The 26,608-nt window shown below is 40.4% G+C and carries 21 protein-coding genes; 3 read left to right on the top strand and 18 right to left on the bottom strand.

The genetic code is table 11. The annotated features are described in order from the left end of the window. Nucleotides 1-803: 803 nt before the first annotated feature. The 8 genes from L2764_RS03880 to L2764_RS03845 form a co-directional block, all read right to left on the bottom strand. Nucleotides 804-1,193, bottom strand: coding sequence for a YcfL family putative periplasmic lipoprotein (locus L2764_RS03880; protein WP_248938930.1), 390 nt, complete (start codon nt 1,191-1,193; stop codon nt 804-806). Nucleotides 1,194-1,387: 194 nt separating this feature from the next. After that, nucleotides 1,388-1,744, bottom strand: coding sequence for a purine nucleoside phosphoramidase (gene hinT, locus L2764_RS03875; RefSeq protein ID WP_248938929.1), 357 nt, complete (start codon nt 1,742-1,744; stop codon nt 1,388-1,390). 118 nt (nt 1,745-1,862) lie between these two features. Then, entirely contained in the window at nt 1,863-5,942 is a 4,080-nt protein-coding gene (locus L2764_RS03870) for a cellulose synthase subunit BcsC-related outer membrane protein (protein WP_248938928.1), read from the bottom strand. Further along, nucleotides 5,930-7,036: a cellulose synthase complex periplasmic endoglucanase BcsZ gene (bcsZ, locus tag L2764_RS03865; RefSeq protein ID WP_248938927.1), complete on the bottom strand. Its 1,107-nt coding sequence runs from the start codon at nt 7,034-7,036 to the stop codon at nt 5,930-5,932. Before bcsZ ends, L2764_RS03870 begins: the two co-directional genes overlap by 13 nt. After that, nucleotides 7,033-9,288: a cellulose biosynthesis cyclic di-GMP-binding regulatory protein BcsB gene (bcsB, locus tag L2764_RS03860; RefSeq protein WP_248938926.1), complete on the bottom strand. Its 2,256-nt coding sequence runs from the start codon at nt 9,286-9,288 to the stop codon at nt 7,033-7,035. Before bcsB ends, bcsZ begins: the two co-directional genes overlap by 4 nt. A gap of 11 nt (nt 9,289-9,299) precedes the next feature. Then, nucleotides 9,300-11,933 carry a UDP-forming cellulose synthase catalytic subunit gene (gene bcsA, locus L2764_RS03855; RefSeq protein WP_248938925.1) on the bottom strand — a complete coding sequence of 878 codons (2,634 nt, stop codon included), beginning with the start codon at nt 11,931-11,933 and terminating at the stop codon, nt 9,300-9,302. 14 nt (nt 11,934-11,947) lie between these two features. Further along, the gene (bcsQ, locus tag L2764_RS03850) at nt 11,948-12,739 is read right to left on the bottom strand and encodes a cellulose biosynthesis protein BcsQ (RefSeq protein ID WP_248938924.1); all 792 of its coding nucleotides are present in this window, start codon (nt 12,737-12,739) and stop codon (nt 11,948-11,950) included. 13 nt (nt 12,740-12,752) lie between these two features. Next, the gene (locus L2764_RS03845; protein WP_248938923.1) at nt 12,753-12,926 is read right to left on the bottom strand and encodes a hypothetical protein; all 174 of its coding nucleotides are present in this window, start codon (nt 12,924-12,926) and stop codon (nt 12,753-12,755) included. A 171-nt stretch (nt 12,927-13,097) separates the two neighbouring features. Here L2764_RS03845 and bcsE point away from each other — a divergent pair, with 171 nt between their 5' ends. Together bcsE and bcsG are read left to right on the top strand one after the other, a co-directional pair. Next, complete coding sequence (gene bcsE / locus L2764_RS03840) at nt 13,098-14,657, top strand: cellulose biosynthesis protein BcsE (RefSeq protein ID WP_248938922.1); 1,560 nt, start codon at nt 13,098-13,100, stop codon at nt 14,655-14,657. 183 nt (nt 14,658-14,840) lie between these two features. Further along, on the top strand, nt 14,841-16,487 hold the full coding sequence (gene bcsG, locus L2764_RS03835; RefSeq protein WP_248938921.1) for a cellulose biosynthesis protein BcsG: 1,647 nt from the start codon (nt 14,841-14,843) through the stop codon (nt 16,485-16,487). 14 nt (nt 16,488-16,501) lie between these two features. Here the strand turns inward: bcsG and L2764_RS27680 are convergent, their stop codons facing one another. From L2764_RS27680 to bioB, 9 genes are all read right to left on the bottom strand, one after another. Beyond that, on the bottom strand, nt 16,502-16,723 hold the full coding sequence (locus L2764_RS27680) for a CsgG/HfaB family protein (RefSeq protein ID WP_283106897.1): 222 nt from the start codon (nt 16,721-16,723) through the stop codon (nt 16,502-16,504). A 91-nt stretch (nt 16,724-16,814) separates the two neighbouring features. After that, complete coding sequence (locus L2764_RS27675) at nt 16,815-16,886, bottom strand: hypothetical protein (RefSeq protein ID WP_283106899.1); 72 nt, start codon at nt 16,884-16,886, stop codon at nt 16,815-16,817. Nucleotides 16,887-16,949: 63 nt separating this feature from the next. Continuing rightward, nucleotides 16,950-17,207: a CsgE family curli-type amyloid fiber assembly protein gene (locus L2764_RS03825; RefSeq protein WP_248938920.1), complete on the bottom strand. Its 258-nt coding sequence runs from the start codon at nt 17,205-17,207 to the stop codon at nt 16,950-16,952. 151 nt (nt 17,208-17,358) lie between these two features. Further along, complete coding sequence (locus tag L2764_RS03820) at nt 17,359-17,994, bottom strand: response regulator transcription factor (protein ID WP_248938919.1); 636 nt, start codon at nt 17,992-17,994, stop codon at nt 17,359-17,361. Nucleotides 17,995-18,770: 776 nt separating this feature from the next. Further along, nucleotides 18,771-19,634 (bottom strand): protease HtpX, encoded by an 864-nt coding sequence (htpX, locus tag L2764_RS03815; RefSeq protein WP_248938918.1) that lies wholly within the window; start codon nt 19,632-19,634, stop codon nt 18,771-18,773. Nucleotides 19,635-20,070: 436 nt separating this feature from the next. Beyond that, the gene (gene bioD / locus L2764_RS03810; RefSeq protein WP_248938917.1) at nt 20,071-20,772 is read right to left on the bottom strand and encodes a dethiobiotin synthase; all 702 of its coding nucleotides are present in this window, start codon (nt 20,770-20,772) and stop codon (nt 20,071-20,073) included. A 37-nt stretch (nt 20,773-20,809) separates the two neighbouring features. Next, nucleotides 20,810-21,661 (bottom strand): methyltransferase domain-containing protein, encoded by an 852-nt coding sequence (locus tag L2764_RS03805; RefSeq protein WP_248938916.1) that lies wholly within the window; start codon nt 21,659-21,661, stop codon nt 20,810-20,812. Nucleotides 21,662-21,820: 159 nt separating this feature from the next. Next, nucleotides 21,821-23,068, bottom strand: a complete 1,248-nt coding sequence (locus L2764_RS03800) for an aminotransferase class I/II-fold pyridoxal phosphate-dependent enzyme (RefSeq protein WP_248938915.1) — start codon at nt 23,066-23,068, stop codon at nt 21,821-21,823. 42 nt (nt 23,069-23,110) lie between these two features. Beyond that, the gene (gene bioB / locus L2764_RS03795; protein ID WP_248938914.1) at nt 23,111-24,163 is read right to left on the bottom strand and encodes a biotin synthase BioB; all 1,053 of its coding nucleotides are present in this window, start codon (nt 24,161-24,163) and stop codon (nt 23,111-23,113) included. Between the two features lie 120 nt (nt 24,164-24,283). Between bioB and bioA the strand changes: the two genes are divergently transcribed. Further along, nucleotides 24,284-25,624, top strand: a complete 1,341-nt coding sequence (gene bioA, locus L2764_RS03790) for an adenosylmethionine--8-amino-7-oxononanoate transaminase (RefSeq protein ID WP_248938913.1) — start codon at nt 24,284-24,286, stop codon at nt 25,622-25,624. Nucleotides 25,625-25,677: 53 nt separating this feature from the next. On the opposite strand, the gene L2764_RS03785 is transcribed toward bioA, so the two are convergent. Further along, complete coding sequence (locus L2764_RS03785; protein ID WP_248938912.1) at nt 25,678-26,583, bottom strand: DMT family transporter; 906 nt, start codon at nt 26,581-26,583, stop codon at nt 25,678-25,680. Nucleotides 26,584-26,608: the final 25 nt, after the last annotated feature.

The raw sequence follows: 26,608 nt of genomic DNA, 5'->3' as shown, positions 1-26,608 counted from the left end.
GTCACCAACAAACCCTGAAGTTAGCTCTGCTAATATATCAACAAAAAGACGCTATATTCAAACGTAACACTACTTCTATCAGATAAACTGAAACCAAGGAAACACACTCGTTCTTGATTTAAATTACCCCATAAGAGTGACTGATGTGTATTGGAATAATATGGTGTCAAACTGACAGGAAGAAGCACAAGATTATTATTTAGTGATAAACGAACATCATTAGGACCAGCAGTCCTCTTAGCACCACTCACTTTTATAATTAAAATGAGAACAAGAGCGAGTGGCAGTTCAAGAGCTTAACACATTAAAATTTAACGAAAAAAATAGCCGAGGCTATTTTTTACTTACAAAAACATCATACTTCTGACATAGACAACTTAATACTTATATCATTAAGCCTTCATACTATTAAAGAGTGCGAGCCATTCAGTATCATAACCAGATTAATGAAAGCGATGCGGTCCGTGCAAAGGGACGATCATGCAAGCTGATAATGATAGTGTGGTTACCAGCACAACCAAGGTAAAAAAAATACGTTTCAGTTTCATAAGGTCATCCTCATCATTAGAAGAAAGACAGCAAACAGCAATACAATAAAAAATAGCGAAATAAACGCATTGACCTTTCGTTTGCTATGACCATAGTAAAGCAGCATCAAGCTGAATGTATGCTGAATGCCGAAAGTAAGCTTATGTAAAACAAGAGCTGTTTTATCTTTACATAGGAATTAGGCAATAAAAAAACCAACGATATAAACATCGTTGGTTTACGATAATCAATGCCTCAATAGCCCGATCGAGTTGCTAATTTGAGTGTGCTTCTCGCACATAAAATTCGAACCATAACGCATTAATGCCAGGCGCCACTGAGCTGACTTGTTTACTCTCTTTGCCATGCAGGGTTAACGGCTGCCAACCTCGGGTTTCATCATCGACCGTAAAACCGGTGCCATCATACCAAGTAAATTTATATTGTAGGTGTTGATCCGTTGAAATTTTACTGATCACAGTCGAAACCCCTTCTAAAGAGCCGCCTTGACCGCGCATTTTTAATTGATCAACTTTGACTTTTTGGGCAAAAGCCGGACTATCAATCTTTAAATCACCCGTAGAGCTTGCTAAGATCCCAGCGGTGTTTGTTGAACAGCCCCCCAACATCAAGCCAACTAATAAAATAAAAAATAATTTTTTCATTTGTCTGCATTCCTTGTTATTGATATGCTTTAACACTCACTACTCTTTTCAGATTAGCCTATTTTAACTTTACCCTCCTGTTTTTTATCAAAATAAACAAAACAAAATGCCATTAAAGGCTTAGCTATCCTCTTTTACACTCAAAAAGGAGCCCATGAAAAAGCCATTACTGCTGCGCTTGAAGCTAAGTTCGTTTACTTGCACGTATTCAACATAGGTCCCAGCGCCTCTCCACCTAACAGGTGCATATGAATATGGTAAACTTCTTGACCGCCATGCTGATTGCAATTCATAATCAAACGATAACCCTCTGCTGCTATTCCCGCCTCAGCGGCCAATTTTGCCGCCACAGTGATCATGCGGCCTAAGGCTTTTTCATCGGAAGCTTTAACATCATTACAGGTGGGAATCAGGTGATTCGGAATAATGAGTATATGCGTCGGTGCTTGAGGATTAATATCCTTAAATGCGGTGACTAATTCATCTTGATAAAGAATGTCGGTGGGTATTTCACGTCGAATAATTTTACTAAAAATGGTTTCTTCAGCCATGTTGGCACCCTCAAAATCGGTGTTATTTTTCGTTAGTATCCCATTTTTTGCAAAAGATGAAAGTCATTTTTTTTATGATCAGCAGCATATAACCCTCAATACAAAAAAAAGACATAAGCTAATCAAAATCACTGTATAAAATCGGGGGCGTAGGCGGAGCCGGGATACGTTGCCAGCGATCATTAAAGGTATAACGGGCATAGAGAATAAAATGATTGGGCTCATAAAAATCTGAACGTTCGATATCAACGGATGCACCAATGTACCACTTTTTACTGACTCTCTTTTCAACTGCCCCTAATAGCGAGTAGCCTAATCCTCCTCCAGACGAAGCCGGAATGGAGGTTAAATAAGGAGTGTCTTCTTGAGACCACGATTGAGACACTGACGCCCGTAACCAATAGGCCCAAGTGTCTTGATAACGCCCGTAATAATTAATCGGCAAAGACACTGAAAAATAGCGTTGTGGACTGTAATAACCGCCATGGGTTAAGGTATATTCCCTTAAGTTCTTATCATATTGTAAATACATCAGATTAATCCCTGAACTTAAACGTTCATCCTCTGTGTTAATCCATTTATAATACCCTCCGGTTAATAACCCCACACGCGTGTTATCGGCAACATCAACGCCTGTGAGTTGATGATATTGAGTGCTGGTCCACACGCCAAAAGGCCCGCCCACATCGAAACTGGTATTCAATTTCACCCCTGTACTCACCACACCACCCCATTGGATTCCAACAGGATCACTCGTACTGGGTGGCACGGTAAGGCCACCATAAGACAAAATCGTACTGGTTAACGCTCTTCGAGAAGCCACTCCGGTCCATGACCAATCTTGTAAATCGCCTCGACCCTTTATGCCCCCAACCCAAGTACTATGAGCAAATCCAATCGGAGTGACGCCCAAATCGGCCAGCCAAGTATCCGCCTCCCAACCGATCCCAAGAGCCGTTCCCGTATCAGTTTGATCAATTAAAACAGTATCTTCATTCCGCGCCTTGTCGTAATAACGAATATCCCCCGACGCCAAATACACTTGATCTAATCGCACTAATAAATGCCCATAATAATCAGGTATGGGAATACGCGCTTCAATGGGAATTTGCGTAAACTTATTGGCCCCGTCTCTACCACCATAATCCAATCCAAAGGTGATATGTCCATCATAACGGTCTTGCAATCGATCAATGTCGGTTTTGACATTTCGCGTTAGCCAATTATCCTCGGCATTATCATAAAGATGCCTTAAAGGTGGCCGAGTGATGACTTGCGGTACTTGAGACTCGAGCTTATTGCGGTATAAAGCCCTAGCGCCCATTTCTTTTGCTAACGCCTCATTCTCAATATCCAGCGCGACTTTCATGGCCTCACGGTAATCAATCGCATCCAGATCATCGTTTTTCAGCAAGGAAGCCAATAATCTCTGGGTTTGGACGATATTGCCTTGTTGATGTGCAATGTCAGCCAACGTGATCCGCTGCGCCGAGGTTAATTGCGCTCGCTCTCGGTACAGTTTGTCACTCAATACACTCCCCGCTTGCTCGTTATTCAATGCCACATAGGATTGCAATAGCCCTAATTCTCCATCGTGTAATAGCGGGCCCTTTTGAGCGATGGCTTGAGCATATAATGCCTCGGCTTGATGATAATTTTTCAGTGTAAAAGCACTATCAGCCTGCACCATAACCCTTTGTTGAATAAGTGCCTGTCGCTCACTGTTCTCTGTCATCGATAAAGATTGAGGTTGCCACTGATTTAACCAATCATCAAACTGTTGAAAATTCTGTACTTGTAAGAGTAATTCACCATAGCGAAGCTGCCTCGAGGTGGCCCAAGTGAGATCTGATTGTAATTGAGCGAGTAATTGCTGCCCTTTATCATAATATTGATTATTCTTTATTGAGTTGCGCTTTTCTTTATTATTGACCACTAAATCTGCTGTTGCTAAGCGCCCAGTTTCAACGTCCTTAGTGTCAATGTATTTAGTGGCAAGGCCGTTAGCTTCAAAGCCCTTAGCCTCCAGCCTCAGCCATAACGATGCCAGTCGGATCTGCACATCAATGTCCTCACTGTAGGCTTTTTCAAGCGCGGTGAGTTCTAAGCGTGTTTGCTGCGGATGATGTTCCCATGTCTGCTCAACTTGAGATAAAGCCTTATCCACTTTTAAACGGGTTAAATTACTTTGCATGGCAGACGTGCGTTGAGCAGGACTGATCCTCTCCAACGTGTTAATAGCTTCGGCCGTTTGTCCTTGCCCAGATAAATATAACCCATAAGCAAACAGCATCTCTGCACGACTCGGTGATGATCTTTCCGTCTCAATCATTGCACCTGAAGCCCACTGCTTCATTAGCGCATTGGCTTTCGGCTTTTGCCCCAATATCACCAGTGCATTCGCCATATCCAGTTTCACCCAAGGGGACTGCCCTCCCAATGCTAACAAGGTATCGACACGCTGTTGAGCAACGTTAAGATCACTTGTCTTTAAGGCACTTTGCAGCTCATCACTCCATTGAGTGATCTGCAATGCCCTTACTTTACGCTTAATTACCCTATGCTGAGCGGCAGAATATTGCTCAAGTAAAGGACTGAGGCTTTTATCTTGCAGCAGCAGAATGTCCATTCTGCCCACCAGCGCCGTTTCATTTAAAGACGTGCGTTTGAGCACCTGCATATACATCATATCGGCTTGGGAATACTGTTTATCACTCACATATAATTGCGCTAATCGATTCAAGCCCTCTAATGTTTCCGGCTGGCGCTTAATGGCATTTTGATAATAGCCTTGCGCGTTTAGGTACTGCTGCTTATCTAAAGCCCTATCGCCTTGCGCTAATAACCCCCAATAGGTTGCTGTATCAATGAGGCTTTTCCATTTAGATCGATTATCGGGATCATTATCGTTCTCTTGGGCTTGGTTGAAAAAAATCAATGCTTGCTGATGTTGACCTCGACGCAGCGCCGCCATACCTAATCCCCCTAAAATATCGACGTCTCGCGGACGTGTGGTTAATGCATAGGTTAGTTTCTTAGTCGCCGCCACTGTTTTACCTTTATCCAGTAACGCTAAGCCACTTAATTTAGCCAAATAAGTGGGGTCTTGACGACGATCAGTCTCTCTCGCTAAGCGTAATCTAGCGTCTGTTGCCGCTTTATTAATCACGAGATCCGCTGGGTAATACCCCTCGATAAACATATATTTTTCAAGTAATTCATTACTAATAGGCAATTCATCAAGCGCCTCTATCCAAGATAAAGCGGCTTGACGACCGATATCAGTTCTTAATGATAAACGCTCATAGGTGACTAACATCCATGGATTATTAGGCTCTCGCCGTGATAGATGATCGGCTAACGCTAACTGAAAGTCAGGCGTATCGGGATATTGCGCATTTAACGCCATCAATTTTTGTTTAACGCCAAGCCAACGACTGGCGATCTTTGCTTCAACTTTTAGGTATTCCAAGGCCAACCTCGCTGTCGGCATGCCATTTGGAAATAAACGGTCATAAGTTGCTAGTGCCTGTTCATATCGCCCTGCATGGGAAAATAAACGCGCTGTTTGAAAGGCTTGTTTATTTTCATTCCTTAAAGACAACTGAGACGTTAAGTTTTGTGCTTGCAACGATTCAGGAGCCAACTGGTTAAGCCTTTCCATCACCGCTTGTGCATTGACGCTATCTTCAAGCAGCAAGAAGCGATTAGCCTGATAAAATAGGCCATCAAGATTATTTTCATCAATGGCAAACAGCCGGTTTAAGGCCCCTAACATAATATCGTCTCGCCTTATTGCGAGGGCTAAACGTAATTGTTCAACCAACCAATCAACAGTATTAACTTGATAAAGCGTGGTTGAAAATGACTGAGTTAATGTCTTTTGATCGAATACTTGTTGATCTAATGTCGGTTGCTTCACTGCCTTGTTTGTCGACATTCTGTTGGTTAAGGACTGATTGCGCTGGGGTTGAGGGTGAGTCGACACTTGTTCTGTGGCACTGACTCGTTGAATGCATATCAGATCTGATGCTAGAATGCAGCAAACAGCCACACGGCATAAAGTCACCTGTCGAGCTACTGCTATTAAAGCGGTTACGGCAAAAGCCGTTGCCGTTAACGCCATTGAAATTAAAGCGGATACATTTAATGGGGTCAGAGTAAAGCCAATGTGAGCACTTAACCTCATTGAGAACATGTTGCTGTCCAATCAGGAATAAGTTCTCCTTTTAGGCCAAAACGGTAACGATGTTGGTACCAACCTAAACCAAATAATAATAATACATTATTATAATAAGCCTCCTTAGCAGAAGTGTGTAATAGCCTCATCGCCCGCTTAGCTTGGCTGTGCGCTAAATCCTTTTGCCCAACAGACACTAATAGAGGCAATAGCGCCGCCGAAAAACCTTCTCCACCCACTTGTGTATATTGACCCGTTTGGGTATTCACACTTAAAGGCGGCGCCTTTAAGGTGTTAACCGCTGTGATCATTGGCGACATTTTAGTGATTAATGGTTGCTTTTCTTTTACCTTGTCATCCAACATTCCAGCCCATAAATACGTCCGTATGGCGTTAAAACTGCCCACAGATTGGGTCTCTTTATCTGGATAATAATGGCCTTTCTTAGCCAAGGTCCAATCAGGACTAAAACCTTTCGGCATCGTTGCGATTAGCATATGAAAACTGCTTTGATACACAGACTGCCACTCATCATTTGGGTAAAGCGCTTGCATTCGTTGCAGTAACTGCAACGGCACATAGCTGGGATTTAATCGATATTCTTGAGGATGGTGAGCAAAGCCTGAGATCCCAGGTAATAAAACTCGCTCAGTGTTGTTCCAAGGCCTGGTTTCTTCTCGTAAAATCCGGTTAGCCATTAAAAACCCTAAACTTTGATAATAATAATCCCCCCATAATCGGCCTGCTTCGGCCAGAGTATAGGCTATCCACAGATCAGAATCGGACGCCGAATTGTGGTCAATAACGCCAAATTGATCCGCTGCGGTTTTCCCCCATAGCCACGCGGGTAATCGGGCCGTTAAATCTTCTTGAGCAAGCTTATCCTGTGTCCAAGACAACATCGCTGAGAATGCAATAGGATCATTCGCCACTAAGGCAAAAAAGAGCCCATAAGATTGCCCTTCAGAGGTCGTAATTAAGCGAGGATCGCTTCGATCAATGACTCGGCCTTGTTCGATATAGGTCGCTTTAAATCGCTGCCAATCGGGCCAACAAGGCGTCGCATTTAGTTGAAATGAACATAGCAATAATAAACAAATCCACTTAATCATCCATCAGCCTCTTTAATCGCCAAACGGCGTTTATTGACCACTCTTAATATCCGCCAAAGCACGATAGTAATAATCATTACCAGCAATACCGCCAATAGAGCTAACAAAATAGGATAATGTGAGAAGTGATAAAGCACTAAGGTCCAAATAGGCAGTTCACCTAAATAGTAATGCTCACCCACATTATAGCTCGCCAGTTCATTGCTTTTAAAAATAACAACCGAACCATATATATACTGAATTTTACCTTTATCATTTAATGCCTCGGTGACAAGCTTAAAATCTGTGGGCGTTTTAGCAAGAATGGAAACCACACTGCGATGTCGATCAAAAGGAGATTGCACACCCGCGATGGCGGCAAAGTGACCTTCGGCATTCACAGAAATAACATCGATGGGTGCTTGCTTTCCCTCTGAACGTATTGTCCATTGATAATCGGACTTTTGCTCATTTTTAATCGGTAATTTAAGTAAACGACTACTGGCTTTTAACACAAAATTAGCTTCATCTTGCTCAATAAGGCGCTGCTGTAATTGAGGGATTATACCAATACTCAACACATCTTTGTCCGCTAACGTTTTGGCGGACCACGACTCTTTAAGTGCGACGTTAATACTGGGATAACCAGCATATTGCCCCATAAACCCCATCATATTAATAAAAGTTTGTAATTCCGCTTTACTGGCTTGAGTCGGTAAAATCACCACTGTGTCAGATAAATCAGCCATGCGAGTAAAAGGATAGCCCGAGTTAGCAAACGCCCGTAAATTGGGCATTTCAATATAATGAGGAAATCCTGAAAAATCGATGGTCGAACTCGCATCCACCGCAGCAAATTGTTTACTGGGTTGAATACTCTGACACTTCCCTCCAGTGAGTGAAGCAAAACTGAACTTGAAGGCAATACGATTGTTACTCCCCACTTTGAAAGCGGGGATGTTAATACGATCAAAATAGCCTAATGCATCCTCAATTAGAGGAACACGTATTCGCTGTTCATCGGCCCCCTCTCCTCGCTTTGTTAGATTAAACGCTTCAATAAATTGATTATTAATCAATAAGCTCATTCTTGAACCGGAGTCATCTTCTAAAGGGGGGGAATAATGATAATTCAGAGCGAGAGGAATACCTCGACTCTGCCAGGTGAATAAATCCGCTGGCAATCGCAAGTTCACTTGAACCGCGGGAGGATTACGACCTTCTACTTGTAAACTAAGTTGATTGTCAACCAATTCAGAAAAAGCAACCCGTCGATTGGTATTCAACCACTGGGGCGCATCGTAAGGCTGCCTCTTTTGGACCTGTTGCAGCTTATCAATCGTCGCCATGGCCCCGGTTAATAATTGTTCACCTAAGACTAAACCTTGAACCGCTCGCATTAAATCTTGGCTATCTTTGCCCACTATCAGTAATAATTTCACATAGGGGTTAGTGGGATGCGTGATCATTTGTACCACAGCGTCTTCGGCATCAGGAAAATCCTGAAAAAAATCCGGCTTATTGTTGTTGGTCATCAACACGATGGAATGCTGCTGTGGTAATTCATTAAATAACAAAGGAAAATCAATTGAACGCCAATCGGCCAAAACCCCAAAATAAGATGCTAGCACACCCGCAGCTCTTACCGTCTCTAAATCATATTCATCGCCCATGATGATGGGCAAAGATAAACCATTAAAATCTCGTCTATCAAAAAAAGGCGCTGGCAATAAACTTAAGTCACTTCTCAATTGATTTTTTTGTACTTGCAAACGTAACGTACTGGTTTGGCTTATCTCAGTCCAAATACTGGGATCGTTCGGATCCGAGCAAGTATGATGAATATGACCAATAAATTCAAAACGAATTTGATTAAAGTCACTTAAGAAGCGAGGCTCAAAGGGGATGGTATAACGGACTCGACTTCCCTGCTCGCCTTCTTTAATCGGGATCACCCCCATCAATTCATCATTTAAAAACACCTTCAAGTGAGAGACTAAAGACAATAATGCCGGAGAAGAAATAAAATCGAGGTTCAAAGATACCTTTGATACCACTTCATCGAGTCGAGAACCAAAATTGATATACGCCACACTTTCACTACCAATTAAGCTGATCGAACGACTGTCTCCAAGATCGCTAAAAGGCAGTTGCTGCTCTATCACTATCGGATAGGAAGTCACCCCATCCATGACTTGATGTGATGCGAAACAGGGGCTTGCCGTTAAAAAAGTCAGCAATATTATTCGATTAATAAATTGATTAGCGATCATAGTTCATCACCTTAATTATGCTCATTCATCACAGGAGCATAATAATCCATGACCTTTTTATTGATAAAAATAGGCCTAGGCCTAAGTGATGCAATCACGGCAATGAGCCTCAACAGGTATTTCACGCTATAAAAAATAACCCTAGGGCTGTGTTTCCATAATCGTTGATAACCTTTACCCCCAACTTCCAACACCTGCTGCAAACTCATTAAGGGCTTATCGGTGCGAGAACCTCTTTGCCACTGTACCCAAGTATCAGCTCGAGCAAAAGTGCATTGTACATAATCAATATGTTGTTGAGGAGATAACGTTTCAAGGGCTAAGCCTAGCAATTTATTTTGCCGATAAATAATGCGCAATGGAAAAATAAACTCTTGCTTGCCACCAGTGAGTATTACTTCTAATTTTTGTCCTGCTTCGATTGGCAATGCTTGCGATGTCACAATACTGAGCCCCCCCAAGGAGAAATTTTTCATGATCGCGGCAATAACATGACCAGAGTGAAACCGGATAATGACAGGAATATTGACTGCAACTCGGGGATTTTCTCTCACTTGCTTCGTTTCTTCGGCTACCGCCACGGCTCCACCCAATATAAACAAATTATACAGGGTCCATAATAGATTCACGCTCACACTGCCAATTTCTCCTGAAGGTCCCCAGCCCAATCGATAGATTCCATATAAAACTCCAGCGATATTAAAGCCAACCAAGACTAAATAAGGCGTGGCAAGCGTCCAGTCATAATATGACTTTAATACTAAGCCGCCTTTTTCTGTGACATTAAAAAAACCTTTATTCGGTAAGAATAATGCGATGGTGGTTGGCCTAGCGATATACCAAGCAATCACAGTCTCGTAAATCTCGCCCCAAAAAGAATGACGATATTCACCTTGCATTCTGGAATTGGTAATACTGGCATGCATCATATGCGGTAACACATACAAGATAATGGCTAATGCGGGCGCATAAATCACATATACATGGAACAATAAAAAAAACAAAGGGGCAGTTAAGAAGACGATACGAGGAATACCCGATAAAAAATGTAACATGGCATTTAAATAGCATAGACGCTGTTGCCACTTTAACCCTTTAGCCAATAATGGATTTTCAATTCTGAAAATTTGAGCCATGCCGCGCGCCCACCGAATACGCTGGGCTACATGTGCAGATAAGGTTTCTGTGGCGAGCCCTGCTGAAATAGGCTGCTTCAAATAGGCTGAGCGGTAACCTAAACGATGCATTTTTAAAGAAGTATGTGCATCTTCGGTGACAGTCTCTACCGCAACTCCCCCCACCTCTTCCAACGGCTTTCGCCTTAATATGGCACAAGAACCACAAAAAAAAGCACTGTTCCATAAATCATTACCATCTTGGGTCAAGCCGTAAAATAAACTACTTTCATTCGGCACATGACCAAAGTTAGCTAAGTTTCGCTCAAAAGGATCGGGAGAGAAAAAATGATGAGCTGTTTGCAGTAACGCCAGTTTAGGATCATTCAAAAATATCCCCATGGTTAGCTGGAAAAAAGCACGAGTCGGAATATGATCGCAATCAAAAACAGCCACGAAATCGGCATCAGAACGAGCCAACGCATAGTTAATATTACCTGCTTTAGCCCCCTCATGCGTAGGCCTAGCCAAATAATGTACCCCAACCTCTTTAGAAAATTGCTTAATATCCTCCCGATTTCCATCATCTAAAATATAAATGTTAAGCTTGTTTTTTGGCCAGTCAATACCCAGTAAAGCATAGATGGTGGTTTTTATGATGTGACATTCTTCATTCAATGTTGGGATCATAATATCAATGACTGGCCAATCTTTCGGATCCACAGGTAATGGCTCTGGCTTACGATTCAGCGGCCACATATTCTGAAAATAGCCTAATATTAATATAATCCAAGCATAGATTTCCGCCATCAATAAAATACCGCCTAATACTAACCCTATAGGCTCATCCCAATTTAAAGTAGAGGTACTGCGCCACCAGATATAACGAGTAGAGGCTAATAAAGACAACGCAATTAAAAACAAGCTAGGAAAACGTCCTGGGAGTCGTCTCACCATCATGGCCAACATCCATAAAATTACGATAAAGATACTTTGTGCTGCGAGGGTTAACGGCACCATAATACAAATTAAAATCAACACCACTACAAGAGAAACGCCCAAATATATTATCATTGTATGCGTCTGTTGAATGATTTTATTTTGGTGAAACAGTCTCATATTTATCTGACTCACACTCTCTTCAATGACATTTTTTTTTTGCATCATGAAGTGTAGCGGCACATTAAAGCAATGAGAAACAGCACCATAAATTTTTTTAAATCCAGCCTTAACATTAACATGTTTTTTACTAATACTATTTTGTTTAACGATTAATAACCAAAGAGATTGAATAATAAAACGAATGCCATCTAATAAGCTAGGATGTGAAAAATTGATGTGTGGATAATAATGCAACAATAATCGCCAACTGCGTATGCCTGCCACTTTGGGTTTTAAGAAAAAAAGACAAAAAGAAAACCAGCCCCATAACACTGCACGCCCCATCAGGCTAGAAGGACTCTGCCAACATTGTTCATAGAAACGTCTTTGTTGCTTAAAATGTTTAACGATAGATGGGTTATATAGCATCCTGAGCTCTTAAGTCATAACGATGAAGAAGGGTGATTTTCGGGAGAAAAATAAGATAAACACCAATATGCTAACGCTTGAAAATCATGAGAGGATTGGCTTTGAGGCGCGTAAATGGACAAACTGGTTAAATTGGCAAGACTTTCTACAATCGCCACATCATAATGTAAAATGACGGGCAGTAAGTAATCGTGTAATTCTTGTTGTAGAACCATTAAAAAGTCACAACTGACTACAGCCTCCGGATGAAATTGATTAACAAGAAACTTGGTTTTAATCCGGTATTCTTTTTGATAAAAAAACGATTCTCGGCTAAACACTTTATTATGCAGTAAATTATAATGACTAGGATCGGGCGTTAAAACAAGACAGATTATATCAGAACTATCAAGTAAACTGAGATAAATCTCTTTATTTTCAATAAAATCATCTAATAAAACGAGCTGCCAACAATCATTTCCCCCTAATGGTGTAAGCTCATTGGTTAACGTATTAAACACATTTTTTTTCGATGTTTTAAACTGATTGGTTTCTTCAACGGTTAACTCTCCAAAAGGGAAAAACGCGACACCTTCAGGACTTTCATAAGCGGCTTTATAAAAAGCAGTATTATTCATTACGTTAACGGCCCAGCCCTGAGTATTTTGGATCGGCGTACTAAAATGTAACCGTAATAAATTCATCTTAGTACAATCGACAGATAATGTCTGTTGATTGAGTCGCTCTAAAGCATTGGCTAAATTTGCCGTAACAGTTGTGGCCCCTTCGCCCCCTTTTAACCCTGCAATAATCATACGTTTCATCATAGTATTATTCAGCTCATTGAGGATCCTGTAATCCTTTATCACTTTTTAAAACAGAGCTTTCACTTAACATTAACCACTTATTTCTAATACTTTGATAGCGCTCTGCTTCACTGAGTTCAATATAGCCTTGCTCTATAACATCTAATGACGCATAAATAGTATAGATGTCATCGGTCAGTTTATTCAAACAGCTGCCTCCATTGATCAATCATTAACTATTATCCCAATGTCCTTTTAATTTAAATAAAAAGTCATCTATTATTATATAAAATAACAAACAGGCTTAACGAGTATAGTCAATATTGACTAACAGAAAGAAACTGATTTAATCAATAATAAAATTAACTTAGGAATGTTCATGTCAGGAATTATCGGACTTGACTTACAAGCATCGACACATGATATGCAATGTCAGTACATTCACCTGTTTAATACCAAACATGCAAGTACCGTCTATCTAAACCCACTCCTACAACAGTCCAGTTCATTTATCTCATTAACCAGTGAGCAAGATTATTTTTCAGGTATGACTGAACAAACACAAAAAGAACATCAAGCGCATTTATTACGTTTTTGTGAACGGGTATTTTTTTTAAATAAACTGCGCGCTAAAAAACCACCGAATATTCAAAATGCCATTAACGATCTGACTTGCATTACACTGCCAAAAAAATCCATTCTTTATATTTCTATTCCTGAGCGTTACTGCCACAGTGCGAAGAAAAATAACTTACAGTCTTTCTTTAAACAAACCTCAAATTGGGCTAAAGACAGCCAAATTTGTATCAATTTTATTATCTATGGCAATCAAGTCAATTCAATGTTAAAACCTAAGTTGATAGGTCTAAGCCAATATTTATCAGGGCTGACGTCTTTACATCAGATCGATGACAAAGAATATGATTATCACATCGCCTTTTGGTGTAATCACCATGGTGTTATTGCGAACCATCGCTATGTCATCACACTCGATGAAAACAATGACTTTACTGTCACACAAAATGAATCCCAGCCTGACCAAACAAACACCCGTTACGCTGACGAAGAACGTATTTACGTCGCTTCCACGGCGCTAGACAAAAAAGTGGCCATTCGCGAAAGTGTTATTGTTATCAACAATAATGACGAGCTTTTTACTTTCATTAATACTGTCCAAATACAAGCCTCCACGATTGTCTTAAGTTATCATCAAACCTCTGAACTTGAATCCTTAGCCTTACATTGTTACCTCTTAAGGCGCACCAAGGGTAACGCCATTAAAATCATTATTCGTGAAACCGCCCCCAGCCTTCGATACATCGATGAAAAACTATTGCTCAACGCTGGGGTCAATCTGATCATTCCTTTTAGTGTGTCTTTCTCTCGATGTGTGAGTTTAGTCGAAGCCCTCCAAGGACAAATTTTTACTCGTAATATCCCTCAGTCAACCACTGATTTGTTGAAAATCAACCAAGATTTTGATCAAATAGGTTATTTGCCCAATCCTGCTTTTAAGGATTATTGCTTAAAGCTAATGAGTATCGTCGAACAAAAAAGTATCCGCTTTGCATTAATCAAACTCACATTAATATCGACGATGAAAGCCATTGACTGTTTACACTTATGCCATATTAATCGATTTGGTGATATTGTGACGGTATGTGATCATGCACTTTATGTTCTATTCAGCGCGATCAGACTCAATGATGTCCACTCCACATTAAATCAATTATTTGATATTCCGATAGAAAGCTTATTTCTCTCCTATTTTATTATTGATAATGCTAATGATCTCGAAACGGAATTAGCGGTGATCATAAACCGGGCAGAAATCATCCAAATAACAGAAAAAGTTACCTACATAAGCAAAAGCATCAATAGCAAGGCAAAAGCCTCTCGTACATTATCTATCAATAAACCCCTTAACATTATTAAATAATGAATATATTTGATTTTACACTCACCGTTATTATCAGCTTTTTTTCAGGACTTATTCTCGGTTATTTCCTGCAAAAAATAGTAGCTAACTTATTGAGGCTCTATCAAAAATACATTAAGAAACCTCATTATTTTATTGAAGTATCTTCTGACTCAAATACATCCTATCGAAAAAAAAGAGCCCATGACAACAAAAACGAAACATAATAATTATCTCCCCAAAGGATTAGGGTGGTGGAACCTTTACTTCATCATTAAAGCGTTCCTCTACCTAAGAGGTACTATCGATTTTCACCCCATTGAAAACTTTGCTTTTCTGGCTTTACTGCTGTTTCCAATAAGAAGACACTGGCTCCACTCTTTAAGGAACTTCATATCGATCCCTTTAGCACTTTGGTTACTTTACTATGATTCTTACCTCCCGCCCTTATCTGGATTATTGAACAATCTCAATCAAATATCACAATTTGATCGCTATTATCTCTTTACGTTATTTAAACGATTTATATCATTAAACCTATTGCTGTCAATATTTACTTTATCTGTTTGTTATTACTTATTAAAACGTACGATAAAAGTGACTGTATTAACCATTTTACTGCTTATATTTATTAGTACCCCACTCAAAAATGCCTTACTATCCAATTCATCTCTACTTACCCAAACAAATCAAAACATAAACATTACCGCTCCTCTTGAAATAACACTAAGCCCCTCATCAGAAAAAAGTTTCTTAACCATCAATGATGCAAATTTAAATGAAATTGAAGCTGATTTCTTTACGTCTCAAGCAAAAAAAGTCATTTCTTTATCAAACAATAAAAATATCGACGCACCATTTGATTTACTTTTTTTAAGTGTTTGCTCACTTGCTTGGGATGATTTAAAAATGGCAGGATTGGGATCACATCCTTTGTTGAATAGCTTTGATATTATCTTTGATAATTTTAATTCAGCCACTTCTTATAGTGGTCCTGCTCTCATTCGCCTACTCAGAGCTGATTGCGGCCAAGAAACTCATGAGCAGCTTTTTAAAAATGCATCATCAAATGAATGTTATTTGTTTGAAAATTTAAAAAAAATAGGATTCACTGAAAATTTACTCCTCAATCATAATGGGATTTTCGATAGTTTTTTAAATAAACTGAAAGTGAATGGTAGAATAGACAGCCCCCCAATGGAAAAAACCAATTTATCGCCTTATTTAAAGTCATTTGATGGCTCAATGATTTTTCGTGATAGAGACGTACTGGATCTTTGGTGGTCACAACGGAATACCAGCCCTTCCAAGAATATTGCCGCACTATACAATACCATATCACTGCATGATGGAAATCGTATTATCAGCGCTCCAGATGATGACGACTTGAGCAGTTATCAACTGCGACTCAACAACTTACTTGACGATTTTTATGACTTTTTTAAAACAATAACGCTTTCGAAACGTAAAGTGATTGTCATTTTCATTCCTGAACATGGGGTCAACCTTAGGGGTGATAAATTTCAAATATCTGGAATGCGTGAGATCCCTTCTCCTGCCATCATCAATATACCTGTTGGACTAAAAATATTCGGTTATCAGCAGCAAGCTAAAAAGGCCCCCATCCATGTAAGTTCGCCTTCAAGTTATCTGGCCATTGCTAAACTGGTATCAAATCTGATAGAAAATAATCTTTATCAATCTCAGGAAATTGATATTAATACACTAATGAAAAATTTACCCGAAACCCCCATTGTCGCCCAAAACGCATCAACAACAGTGATGGAAATTCAAAATAACTATTACATTGCTTTAGATGATCAAACTTGGACTGAATACCCAAGCGAATAAGGGATATACACACATTATTCCTGCTTAATTCTTTCCACCACTCTCTTATCGTCATGTGCCTCTAACCAATACTTTTGTAAAATCGAATTGGTTACTCCTGTTTGAGGATCGGCTAAATTCCATGCTCTTTTCCAGATCCCGTCAGCAATCATATAAACTACCGCACTTTCTATGGCTGGTGATACACAAAAACTCACAGGCTCGTTGGAGGTATACCCAAGCTCTCTTCCTAGCAACTCTACGCATCAACAAATTTAAACACACTTGCAGATAATTCTTTTGAGAGCACCATCTTGGTTATTGTTACACTGCTTTATAATCACTCTGTCAAATATCAACAGCACGTAAATTCACGGTAATACTGTCGATTTTAAACTGACCCGATGCCCCAATACCCAAAAAACGAGCACCAGCACCTTCGATCCTGCCTATTAGTCAGATCTCATAGCAGCCGGCCTGTTGCTACTTTAAAATTTGAACAACCCTTTTTGCTGCTAGCTCCGCCTGTTCATCAAGATTGCTATTTCCCGGTGAAATAACTACTTTATAAATCACTTTACGATTGTGGGTAATGGTGATTAAACGGCCACTTCTGGCTGTTGCATTTTCAATAATACTCAGTCCACCATGAATAATTGTCCCACCAATATCTTGATAATCAATCACAAACTCACGATAAAAACGATGACCAAATCGCGTCATCGATCGGTTTAATATCAATCCATCATCTAAATCTGTTTGCGGCTCTGTCCCGCTAACATCTGCTTTTATATATTGATTTATTGTACACTTTCACTGTTTAATGAACTAGCCATGACCCTAGGCGGCTCAGCAAGCCTAAAGCTGAGTACTCATATACATTGCCATGTTTTCACTGATTAACCTCATGTAAATTCGCTTGCGCCCAAGCAATGGCTTCACCTCGACTAGAAACACCTATTTTTCGAAATGAATGATATAGATGTGTCTTCACCGTGCTTTCACTCACAAATAATTGCTCCGCAATATCAATATTGGTTAAGCCTAGACGCAAAGCTTTGAGAACTTCACGCTCTCTAATCGTCAGTTCTTCTGCTAGGTTCGATAAGGTTTTAGTCGGCTTTCTTGGCTGCTCTAATTCAAAAGGTATCACTGTTTTACCCGCGACAATTTCGTTTAATCCGGTGCCCATTTTTTCCAGTGAGGCATCACTATAAAACACACCTGCCGTGACAGACTTTTGAATCAAAAATCGCGCATCAACTAGTAAAGGAAAATGAATAAAGACAACTCGTATAGCACGCTGAGATTTATCAATTTGCTGCTGTAATTTATAGGCATCTTGAACATCAATACTGGATAAATCAATCACAACAATTGATAGTTGACTGTCATCAAATCGGTAATCTTTATTTACAGGAGACAAGGACACTAAAGTAATTAAAAACTCTTGTGGCCAGCGTGTTTTCAATAAATCAATCAGTAATGTTGATCGTGAAATGATCATCCAATGTTTTACTTTAAACATCCGTTGACTTTCCTTATGTTAAAAATTAAATATTGCCAACTCAAAGTGAGTACAATAAGAATCCGAAATAAACGTTATAAATGGTCTTTATAATTTATAGCATCATTCTCTATTGCTTACAGGCACAGATTAGCCATTTCCACCGTTTTAGGACGTATATAACTGAATGTCGATTCACAATCTAAAACCAAAAATAATGAAATATCTTTCTCTCAATACGTGTTATTTCATTCTTATTTATTTTAAAAGTATATCGATTGACTGTAAAAATTCTCTTGGGTATAAAAATAGTCAATATCATCCATAATATCGACCTATCTGAAGTACTGAAGCATATTTCATTAATAATAAAAATAGTCAACATCTTCCTTAACATTGACTAAGTAACTTTGTTAGGATAAAAATAAATCAGAATATATATTTTTATCATTTACAAGATGTCTCAACTAATACTTAATTAAATCAATAAATCTTGAACTCATTATCAGCTATTAACTCAATAACAACATCAATCTCAAGTATGAAAGATGACCTATCCGAAGCGATATAAATACAAAAAACCTAGTGCTTTTGTATTACCTTATAAGTGACAATAAATAGAGTTAAATTAAAACAATGCATTACTAATAACGGTGTAAGTGCCTGAGGTGAAGTTATCAGGCACTTACTAAGGGCTAAATCTCCACCTTTCGCTAATACTTTTATCTAACCTCTATATAATACCCATAAAAAAACACCGATAATAATCGGTGTTTTGAGAAGATGATAGAGGAACCTTATGGACGCGCTTTCAACGCTGCAATCCTTTTTTCCAATGGTGGATGGCTCATCAACAATTCGGTAATTGAACGCTTACCATTGATACCAAATGCTGCCATTTGAGCTGGCATTTCTCCGGTTTCAGGGCCTTGACGTAATCGCTCTAACGCCGCGATCATTTTATGTTTGCCGGCAAGTGCAGCCCCCCCCTCATCCGCTTTAAACTCGCGGATCCGTGAAAAATAAGCCACCACAAAGGAAGCTAAAATACCAAATAGCATATCCAGTACGAACACCACTCCCATATAGGCGAACATGCCTAACCCTTCACCGTCATCATTACTGGCAACAAAATTATTAATGATCCCCGCAACGACCCGTGCCGCAAAGATGACAAAGGTATTCATGACGCCTTGAATAAGGGTTAAAGTCACCATGTCGCCATTGGCAACATGACTGATTTCATGGGCCAGCACACCTTCAATTTCATCTTGTGTCATGCTATAAAGCAGCCCACTGCTCACGGCCACTAAGGCATTATCTTTACTTGGGCCAGTTGCAAATGCATTTAATTCTTGGGATTGATAAATAGCCACTTCTGGCATTTTAATGCCCACTTTATCAGCTTGCCGCGCCACCGTTTGCACTAACCAACGCTCGGTATCATCTCGCGGTGATGTGATCACTTCACAGCCCATTGCACGTTTAGCCATCCATTTTGAAATCGCTAAACTCAGAAATGCCCCACCAAAACCAAAAATAGCGGCAAAGACCAATAGCCCTCCCATACTTGACGTATTCACACCCAGTATTGACATCACAATCGATGCCACTAGCAAGATAGCCATATTTGTTGCTATGAGTAAAAAAATGCGCTTCATACTTGCTCCTTAATAAATAGCTTTATCTTCTTTGATACGCCTTTTAAGTCTCGCTTAGATATTATCATTTAAACAAGCCTCCTTATGACATAATATGTCTTAATAACTAAAATTCAAGGCTTGAAAAGAGCAAAAGAGCCCATTGACAGCAAACAAAAAGGAATAATCAATGATATAAAAACACAAAAAACTTAATTAATCATTAAAAGTCAATGAGTAATAATCAATTTAAAAGGAAAAGCTTATCGTATTAATATTGATTAACAAAGATGAAAGCAAATAAATTAAAAATGAATAAAATAAGATAAAAATCACAATCACTTAAACTAACCTCAACTCAAAACACCGACTGAGATGACCCTCCTTAATTGGGGGCCTAACCTGCAAACTTTCTTTAACATCAACATAAAATGAATATCAGCTCGTCAACATGATGTTATTGGGGCAAAACGAGGTATTTTGTCGCAACGGTGGCTTTAGGAACACTCAAATAAGGAATAATACCTAAGCAAGGCGCACTCATAACTTCTAACAAGGTCATCAGATTATCATCAACATAAGGCATATCGGGATCAACACAATTTGCAACCCAACCTGCGATCCGTATTCCCGCTTTAAGTATGGCTTCTTGGGTAAGTAATGCATGGTTCAAACAACCAAGTTTAACACCTACCACCAAGATCACCGCTAACTCAGCCTGTTTGACAACACTGGATAAAAAATGATGATTTCCCAAAGGTAAGTGCCAACCACCCGCGCCTTCAATAATACAAAAATCAAGTGATAAGGTTTTAGCAAACATTATATTTTCTAGAACAAGCTCAGGCTCAATATCCACACTCACTTGACTCGCTGCAATATGAGGCGCAATGGCGGGCTCAAATGCATAAGGATTAATGTGCTGATATTCTAACGCCATGCTCACGCCATCATTGCTTAGGGTGAGAAAATCACCTAATTTAACACTCGAGGCGGCCAGTAAACTTAACGCATCGGCGTTTCTTAATCCTTGAGCCTGCATCTCACAACCCGATGCGATGGGTTTAAAGCCTAAGCTTCTCCCTTTAGCCTGATGCAGTAACGCGCTCGATACCAAGGTTTTGCCACAATCAGTGTCTGTGCCTGTTACAAAATACATTCGCTGTTATCTCTTTAATCAATTAGCTTAGTGAAGATCACACTAAACTGTACTTTCTTTTAGCGCGAATAATGGCAATGTAATAGGTCAAGGGTATGCCTCGCGCTTGTTTTAAGCTGTTGGCTTTCTTATTAAGTGACAACCAATCTTGCCGCCCTCTCAATTGTAAAACCGGACGCAATGGTTTATCGATTAACACTGAGGCGCCAACGCCTTTAATAGAGTAAAGTAAGCTTTTTAAATCTTCAAAATACACTGTCACAGGCACTAACTTAGCTTCTTTAATTTGCCACTCTCTTGCATCAAAATGGGCAACAAGATCATCAAATGCCTGAAAGCGATTAACCTTAAACCCTAAATGTTCAAGTTCAGGTAAGCTATTTTCTGTGACTACACTCATATCCAAAGTACCTGATGGCATTAATACTCGCGCCGCTTCAGACATTGCCTGTTTAAAGCGAGGACACCATTGCAAGGCTAAATTAGAGTAAATCGCATTGATACTGTTATTTTGTAGCGGTAAACATTGTGCATCGCCTGTAATCGCTTGGTATTGAGGAAAGTTTTCTTTCAACTTTGCTAACATACCACTGGCGATATCGAGAGTAACAACTTGCTTAACCTTCGAAAAAACAGAGAAATCCGTCCCAGGACCCGCACCGATATCTAATAATGTGCCTGTGGGTGACAAGGTTTGACATAACATTATCGCCGTGCGTTTTTGTAAAATATTATGCTCATGATAGCCCATTGCAGCCGCAGAAAAATCCTTAGCAATGAGTTGAGCCACATCTGACTCAGTCATACCAGCCGCCAATGTCTGTCCATTCAATTTCGCAATAATGTGTTTATTGAGTGATGTTGAAAATTTATTTAATATCGCGGTCATGTTCACTATCACACTCACTGTAATAAGATTTTATTGTTCATTTGTGTTGTTATTATTTCAACCTAAGTTATCGAAACAGGTTTATTGGCCCATACCTGACTTAGCTCGTTGCCACTTTCATTTGTCAACTATACGAATGACTATCCCGTGATCGCTGTATTAATGAGCCTGTAAGGCTAAAGATAAACTGTCAACGAGTGCTTGAATATCTGCTGATTGATGACTCGCATTGAGAGTAATACGTAAACGTGCACTGCCTTTGGGCACCGTTGGCGGTCTGATTGCCCCAACCCAAAAGCCTTTATTTTTCAGTATATCAGCAACTTGCAACATGCGTTGCTGCTCACCAATAATAATAGGTTGAATCGCGGTGATAGAGTTCGTTAACACTATGCCTTCTTGCTCGCACAAGCGTCTAAATAGCGTAATATTATTGTGTAAGCGCTGGCGTTTATTGTCTGCCAGCACAATGCATTCAAGTGATGCCAAAGCCGCCATCGCATTGGCAGGTGACAATGCGGTGGAATAAATATAATGGCGTGCATTTGCGACTAAAAAATCAACTAACGCTTGGCTGCCTAAAATTGCCGCACCTTGGCATCCCATGGCTTTACCAAACGTGATCACCTGAGCATCGATCGGTAATGCACTGTCTAGTTTCACTTGAGTTGAACCTAATCCTTGCTGTCCAAGTAAACCAAAATGTTGCAGCGATGCTGATGTCATCTCAGGACTCTGCACTTGTGTTGCCCCTAATCCTCGATGGCCTAATAAACCAAAACCATGCGCATCATCGACGATTAACCAAGCACCATATTGCTGGCATAAGGCCGATAATTCAGCTAAAGGCGCTTGCGTCCCATCCATACTAAACACGCTTTCCGTTAATACCGCACAAGGCGAGAATTGCGCTAAATGCGTCTTCACACTCTCAATATTATTATGATGAAATCGCTTGAATTGCGCACCACTATCACGTAATCCATCAATGATAGAGGCATGGATAAGCTTATCGGCAATCACCTTATCAGAGGCATTAAACAAGGTTTTCATCAAGGCGCTATTGGCACTAAAGCCTGAACAAAATAATATGGCAGCTTCTTGTCCTGTCAGCTCACATAAGCGTTGTTCAAGTTGGGTATGCGCTGGACTATAACCTGTCACTAAAGGTGAAGCGGTGCTGCCCGCCCCATATTTCAGTGCTCCTCGATGTAATGCCGCTGCAATCGCAGGATCACGAGACAAGCCAAGATAATCATTACTGGCGAAATTAACAAAGTGCTGCTGCTTCGAGGCTAAGTTAGCACCGTCAGTCAAATGAACAGGCTGCCTTTTTCGCAATAAATCAGCCTGCTGCAACTTTGTTTGCTGCGCAATGATTTTATGGGTAAGCGCATTGTCACTCATCGATTAATCACCTTTGATTATCATCAAACACACTGAGCCGACTTATAAGGCCGCAGCATCATAAAATGCTGATGATTGTTTATCTTGTTGCGCTGCCGCCTTAGCTAACATAGCTGTATCTTGCTCTTTCGTTGCCGCCACGCCTTTCTCAGGATGCAAGCCTAAACGTTTAAACAACGCCATATCATCATTTTCTTCAGGATTAGCGGTGGTCAACAACTTACAACCGTAAAAAATAGAATTAGCCCCCGCAAAGAAACACATTGACTGCAACTCATCACTCATACTTTCACGGCCTGCTGATAACCTCACACGCGATTTAGGCATGATAATACGGGCAACTGCAATGGTACGCACAAACTCAAGTGGATCGAGATCATCAATATCGGCAAACGGCGTACCCGACACTTTGACCAACATATTAATCGGCACAGAATCTGGATGTTGTTCTAAATTAGCCAACTGTTGTAATAAGCCCGCTCTATCTTTGGCTTCCTCGCCCATGCCAACGATCCCCCCCGAACAGACTTTCATGCCTGATGCACGAACATTCGATAACGTATCTAATCTGTTTTGATAGGTTCGAGTGGTGATCACCTCACCATAGTATTCCGGTGAGGTGTCTAAATTATGGTTATAATAATCGAGCCCTGCTTCTGCAAGTTCATCCGCTTGATTGACCGATAACATCCCTAAGGTCATACAGGTTTCCATTCCAAGCGCCTTAACATCTTCCACCATGGTTTTTAAATAAGGCATGTCACGTTCTTTAGGATTTCGCCAAGCCGCGCCCATACAAAAACGTGATGCACCAGCTGCTTTTGCGCTGCGTGCTTCGGTTAACACCGTTTCCATCGCCACTAATCGCTCTTTTTCAAGACCAGTATCATAGCGAGCACTTTGGGGGCAATATTTACAATCTTCTGGGCAAGCACCCGTTTTGATCGATAACAACCGGCTAATTTGAACTTCATTGGGATCAAATGTTTGACGATGAATACTGTGAGCTTGAAAAAGAAGATCGTTCATGGGCAAAGCAAATAACGCCTCAATTTCATCACGTTTCCAATCATTACGAACTTGCAATTCAAACATAGGACTCACCTTTAACGGGTATTCATTCTGGCATTGTGCCTCTTTTATCTTGCCTATGATACTCGCAGACCTTAAGCTGTCAACGCCAACTCACAAAAATGGTTTACTAGCGGTTATTTTATGTTCAAAAATGATAAGCAATATTCCACCAGCATAGATTTTGACTTTGATGCTAAACATATCTGGCATCCTTATACGTCAATGACACACGCCCTGCCCACATTTGGGGTGGTGGCCGCTCAAGGCACACAGTTAACCCTTGAAGATGGACGAACCCTCATTGATGGCACGAGCTCTTGGTGGGCTTGTGTTCATGGCTATGGTCACCCTTATATTTTAAAAGCGATGGAGCAACAGCTACACCAGCTTAGTCATGTGATGTTTGGTGGGATCACTCACGCGCCCGCAATAGACTTGTCGAAAAAACTCATTAATATGACCAGTGAGAGCCTCACTAAAGTTTTTCTTGCCGATTCAGGTTCCATTGCCGTCGAAGTTGCGCTAAAAATGGCATTACAGTATTGGCAAGGTCGCCAACAGAACCAAAAACAACATATTTTAACCGTAAAAAATGGCTATCATGGCGATACTTTTGCCGCGATGAGTGTTTGTGATCCTGAAGGCGGCATGCATAGTATGTTTGGTGATTCTGTTACTCCGCAGCTTTTTGCTCCCGCCCCTCAAACCCTTTTTGGTGAGCCATTCATCAGTGATGATCTCACACCGATAAGACAGATCATTGAGCAGCAACATCACACTATTGCCGCGATGATCATTGAACCCATTATGCAAGGTGCTGGGGGAATGCGTTTTTATAGTGCCGATTATTTAGCCGGACTCAGAGCGCTGTGTGATGAATTCAATATTTTGCTTATTTTAGATGAAATTGCCACTGGTTTTGGACGTACAGGCAAATTATTTGCCTATGAACATGCTAATATCGAAGCCGACATATTGTGTCTAGGTAAAGCGCTCACTGGCGGCTATATCTCACTCGCGGCGACACTGTGCTCTGATGAAGTCGCGCAAGGGATCAGTGACTCACCTGCTGGCGTGTTCATGCATGGCCCCACGTTTATGGGAAATCCACTGGCGTGCGCCGCAGCCAATGCCAGTTTAGATTTAATCAATGAAAATCAATGGCAAGCTCAAGTCCGCGCTATTGAAGCGCAATTGTATACTGAGCTCAGTGAGGCGATTCATTTACCCGAAGTGAAAGATGTCAGAATATTGGGCGCCGTTGGCGTGCTAGAAATGACATCCCGTCTCGATACTGCGCAATTACAACAAGATTTTGTTGATTTAGGAGTGTGGATCCGCCCCTTTTCCAATTTCATTTATCTGATGCCTGCCTACACCATCACATCGTCTGAATTGACTCAATTAACCAATGCAATGAAAAAAGTCGCGGCCAATATTTCCCTCTATTCCCCGCATAACACACTCATCAGTCACGGCTAAACTGGTATCAGATAGCCCATTAAACAAATTGTTTTAATGGGCTACGATCGTTCCTACATTTTGTATGACGTCAATTTAAAAAAACGCTCTTTCAAAGCTGAAAATGTGCTTAATTGTGACAGGAGCACACCCAAAAGAGCGAGCCCGCCTCCCACATAATGGAATACAGTCAAGTGCTCACCTAACCATTGACTCGCCGCGGTTGCGGTAATTACAGGTAATAAATTCATAAACATGGCCGTTCTTTCAGCCCCCAGTAAGCCAATACCTTTTATCCATGCCCAAGGCGCAATAATTGATGCTGCAATCGCAGCAAAAGCCACTAAAGGTAACGCAGACATACTGATTGCAGTGCTAGGCGCAATTAAGAGCCCCGGTAATAGCCATACAATAGCAAATAGCCCTTGCATATAAATAGATACCCAAACAGACAATCCCATATCCCAACGTTTTATCATCACGTTGTATAAACCATAGGAAAAAGCTGCGATAAGTAACAACCCATCACCTTGATTAATACCTTGTTCAACAAATTGGTGAATATTCCCTTGGCTTAACATGATAAATAATCCCGTTAAGGAAATACTTGCCCCAAATAAAGCCCACTTAGATAAGACCTTATTCAACACCATTGGCGCCAAAAAAAGACTCATTAAAGGCACTAAAGAAGTAATGAGTCCGATATTTGTCGCGGTGGTAGTTGCGGCGGCAAAATAAGCCAGTGACTGATATAACACCATACCGAGCAAAGACAAAAAAGCGAGTTTTCCTAGGTGCGCTTTAATTTTGACTCTTTGCTTCCAAACCGGACCAATTAAAAATGGGCTTAATATTAATACCGCAAAAAACCAACGATAAAAGGCAATAGTCTCCGCAGGGATCACACCAAAGGATAATTTATTGACCAACGCATTCATTGACCAAATGAACACAGCAACCATTGGGAAAAGATAAGACATACAACCTCAAATAATAATCAACTTC

Source organism: Shewanella surugensis (assembly GCF_023284005.1).
GTDB classification, from domain to species: Bacteria; Pseudomonadota; Gammaproteobacteria; order Enterobacterales; family Shewanellaceae; genus Shewanella; species Shewanella surugensis.
The sequence above is the reverse complement of the archived record's forward strand: the minus strand, read 5'-3'. Positions and strand labels throughout refer to the sequence as shown.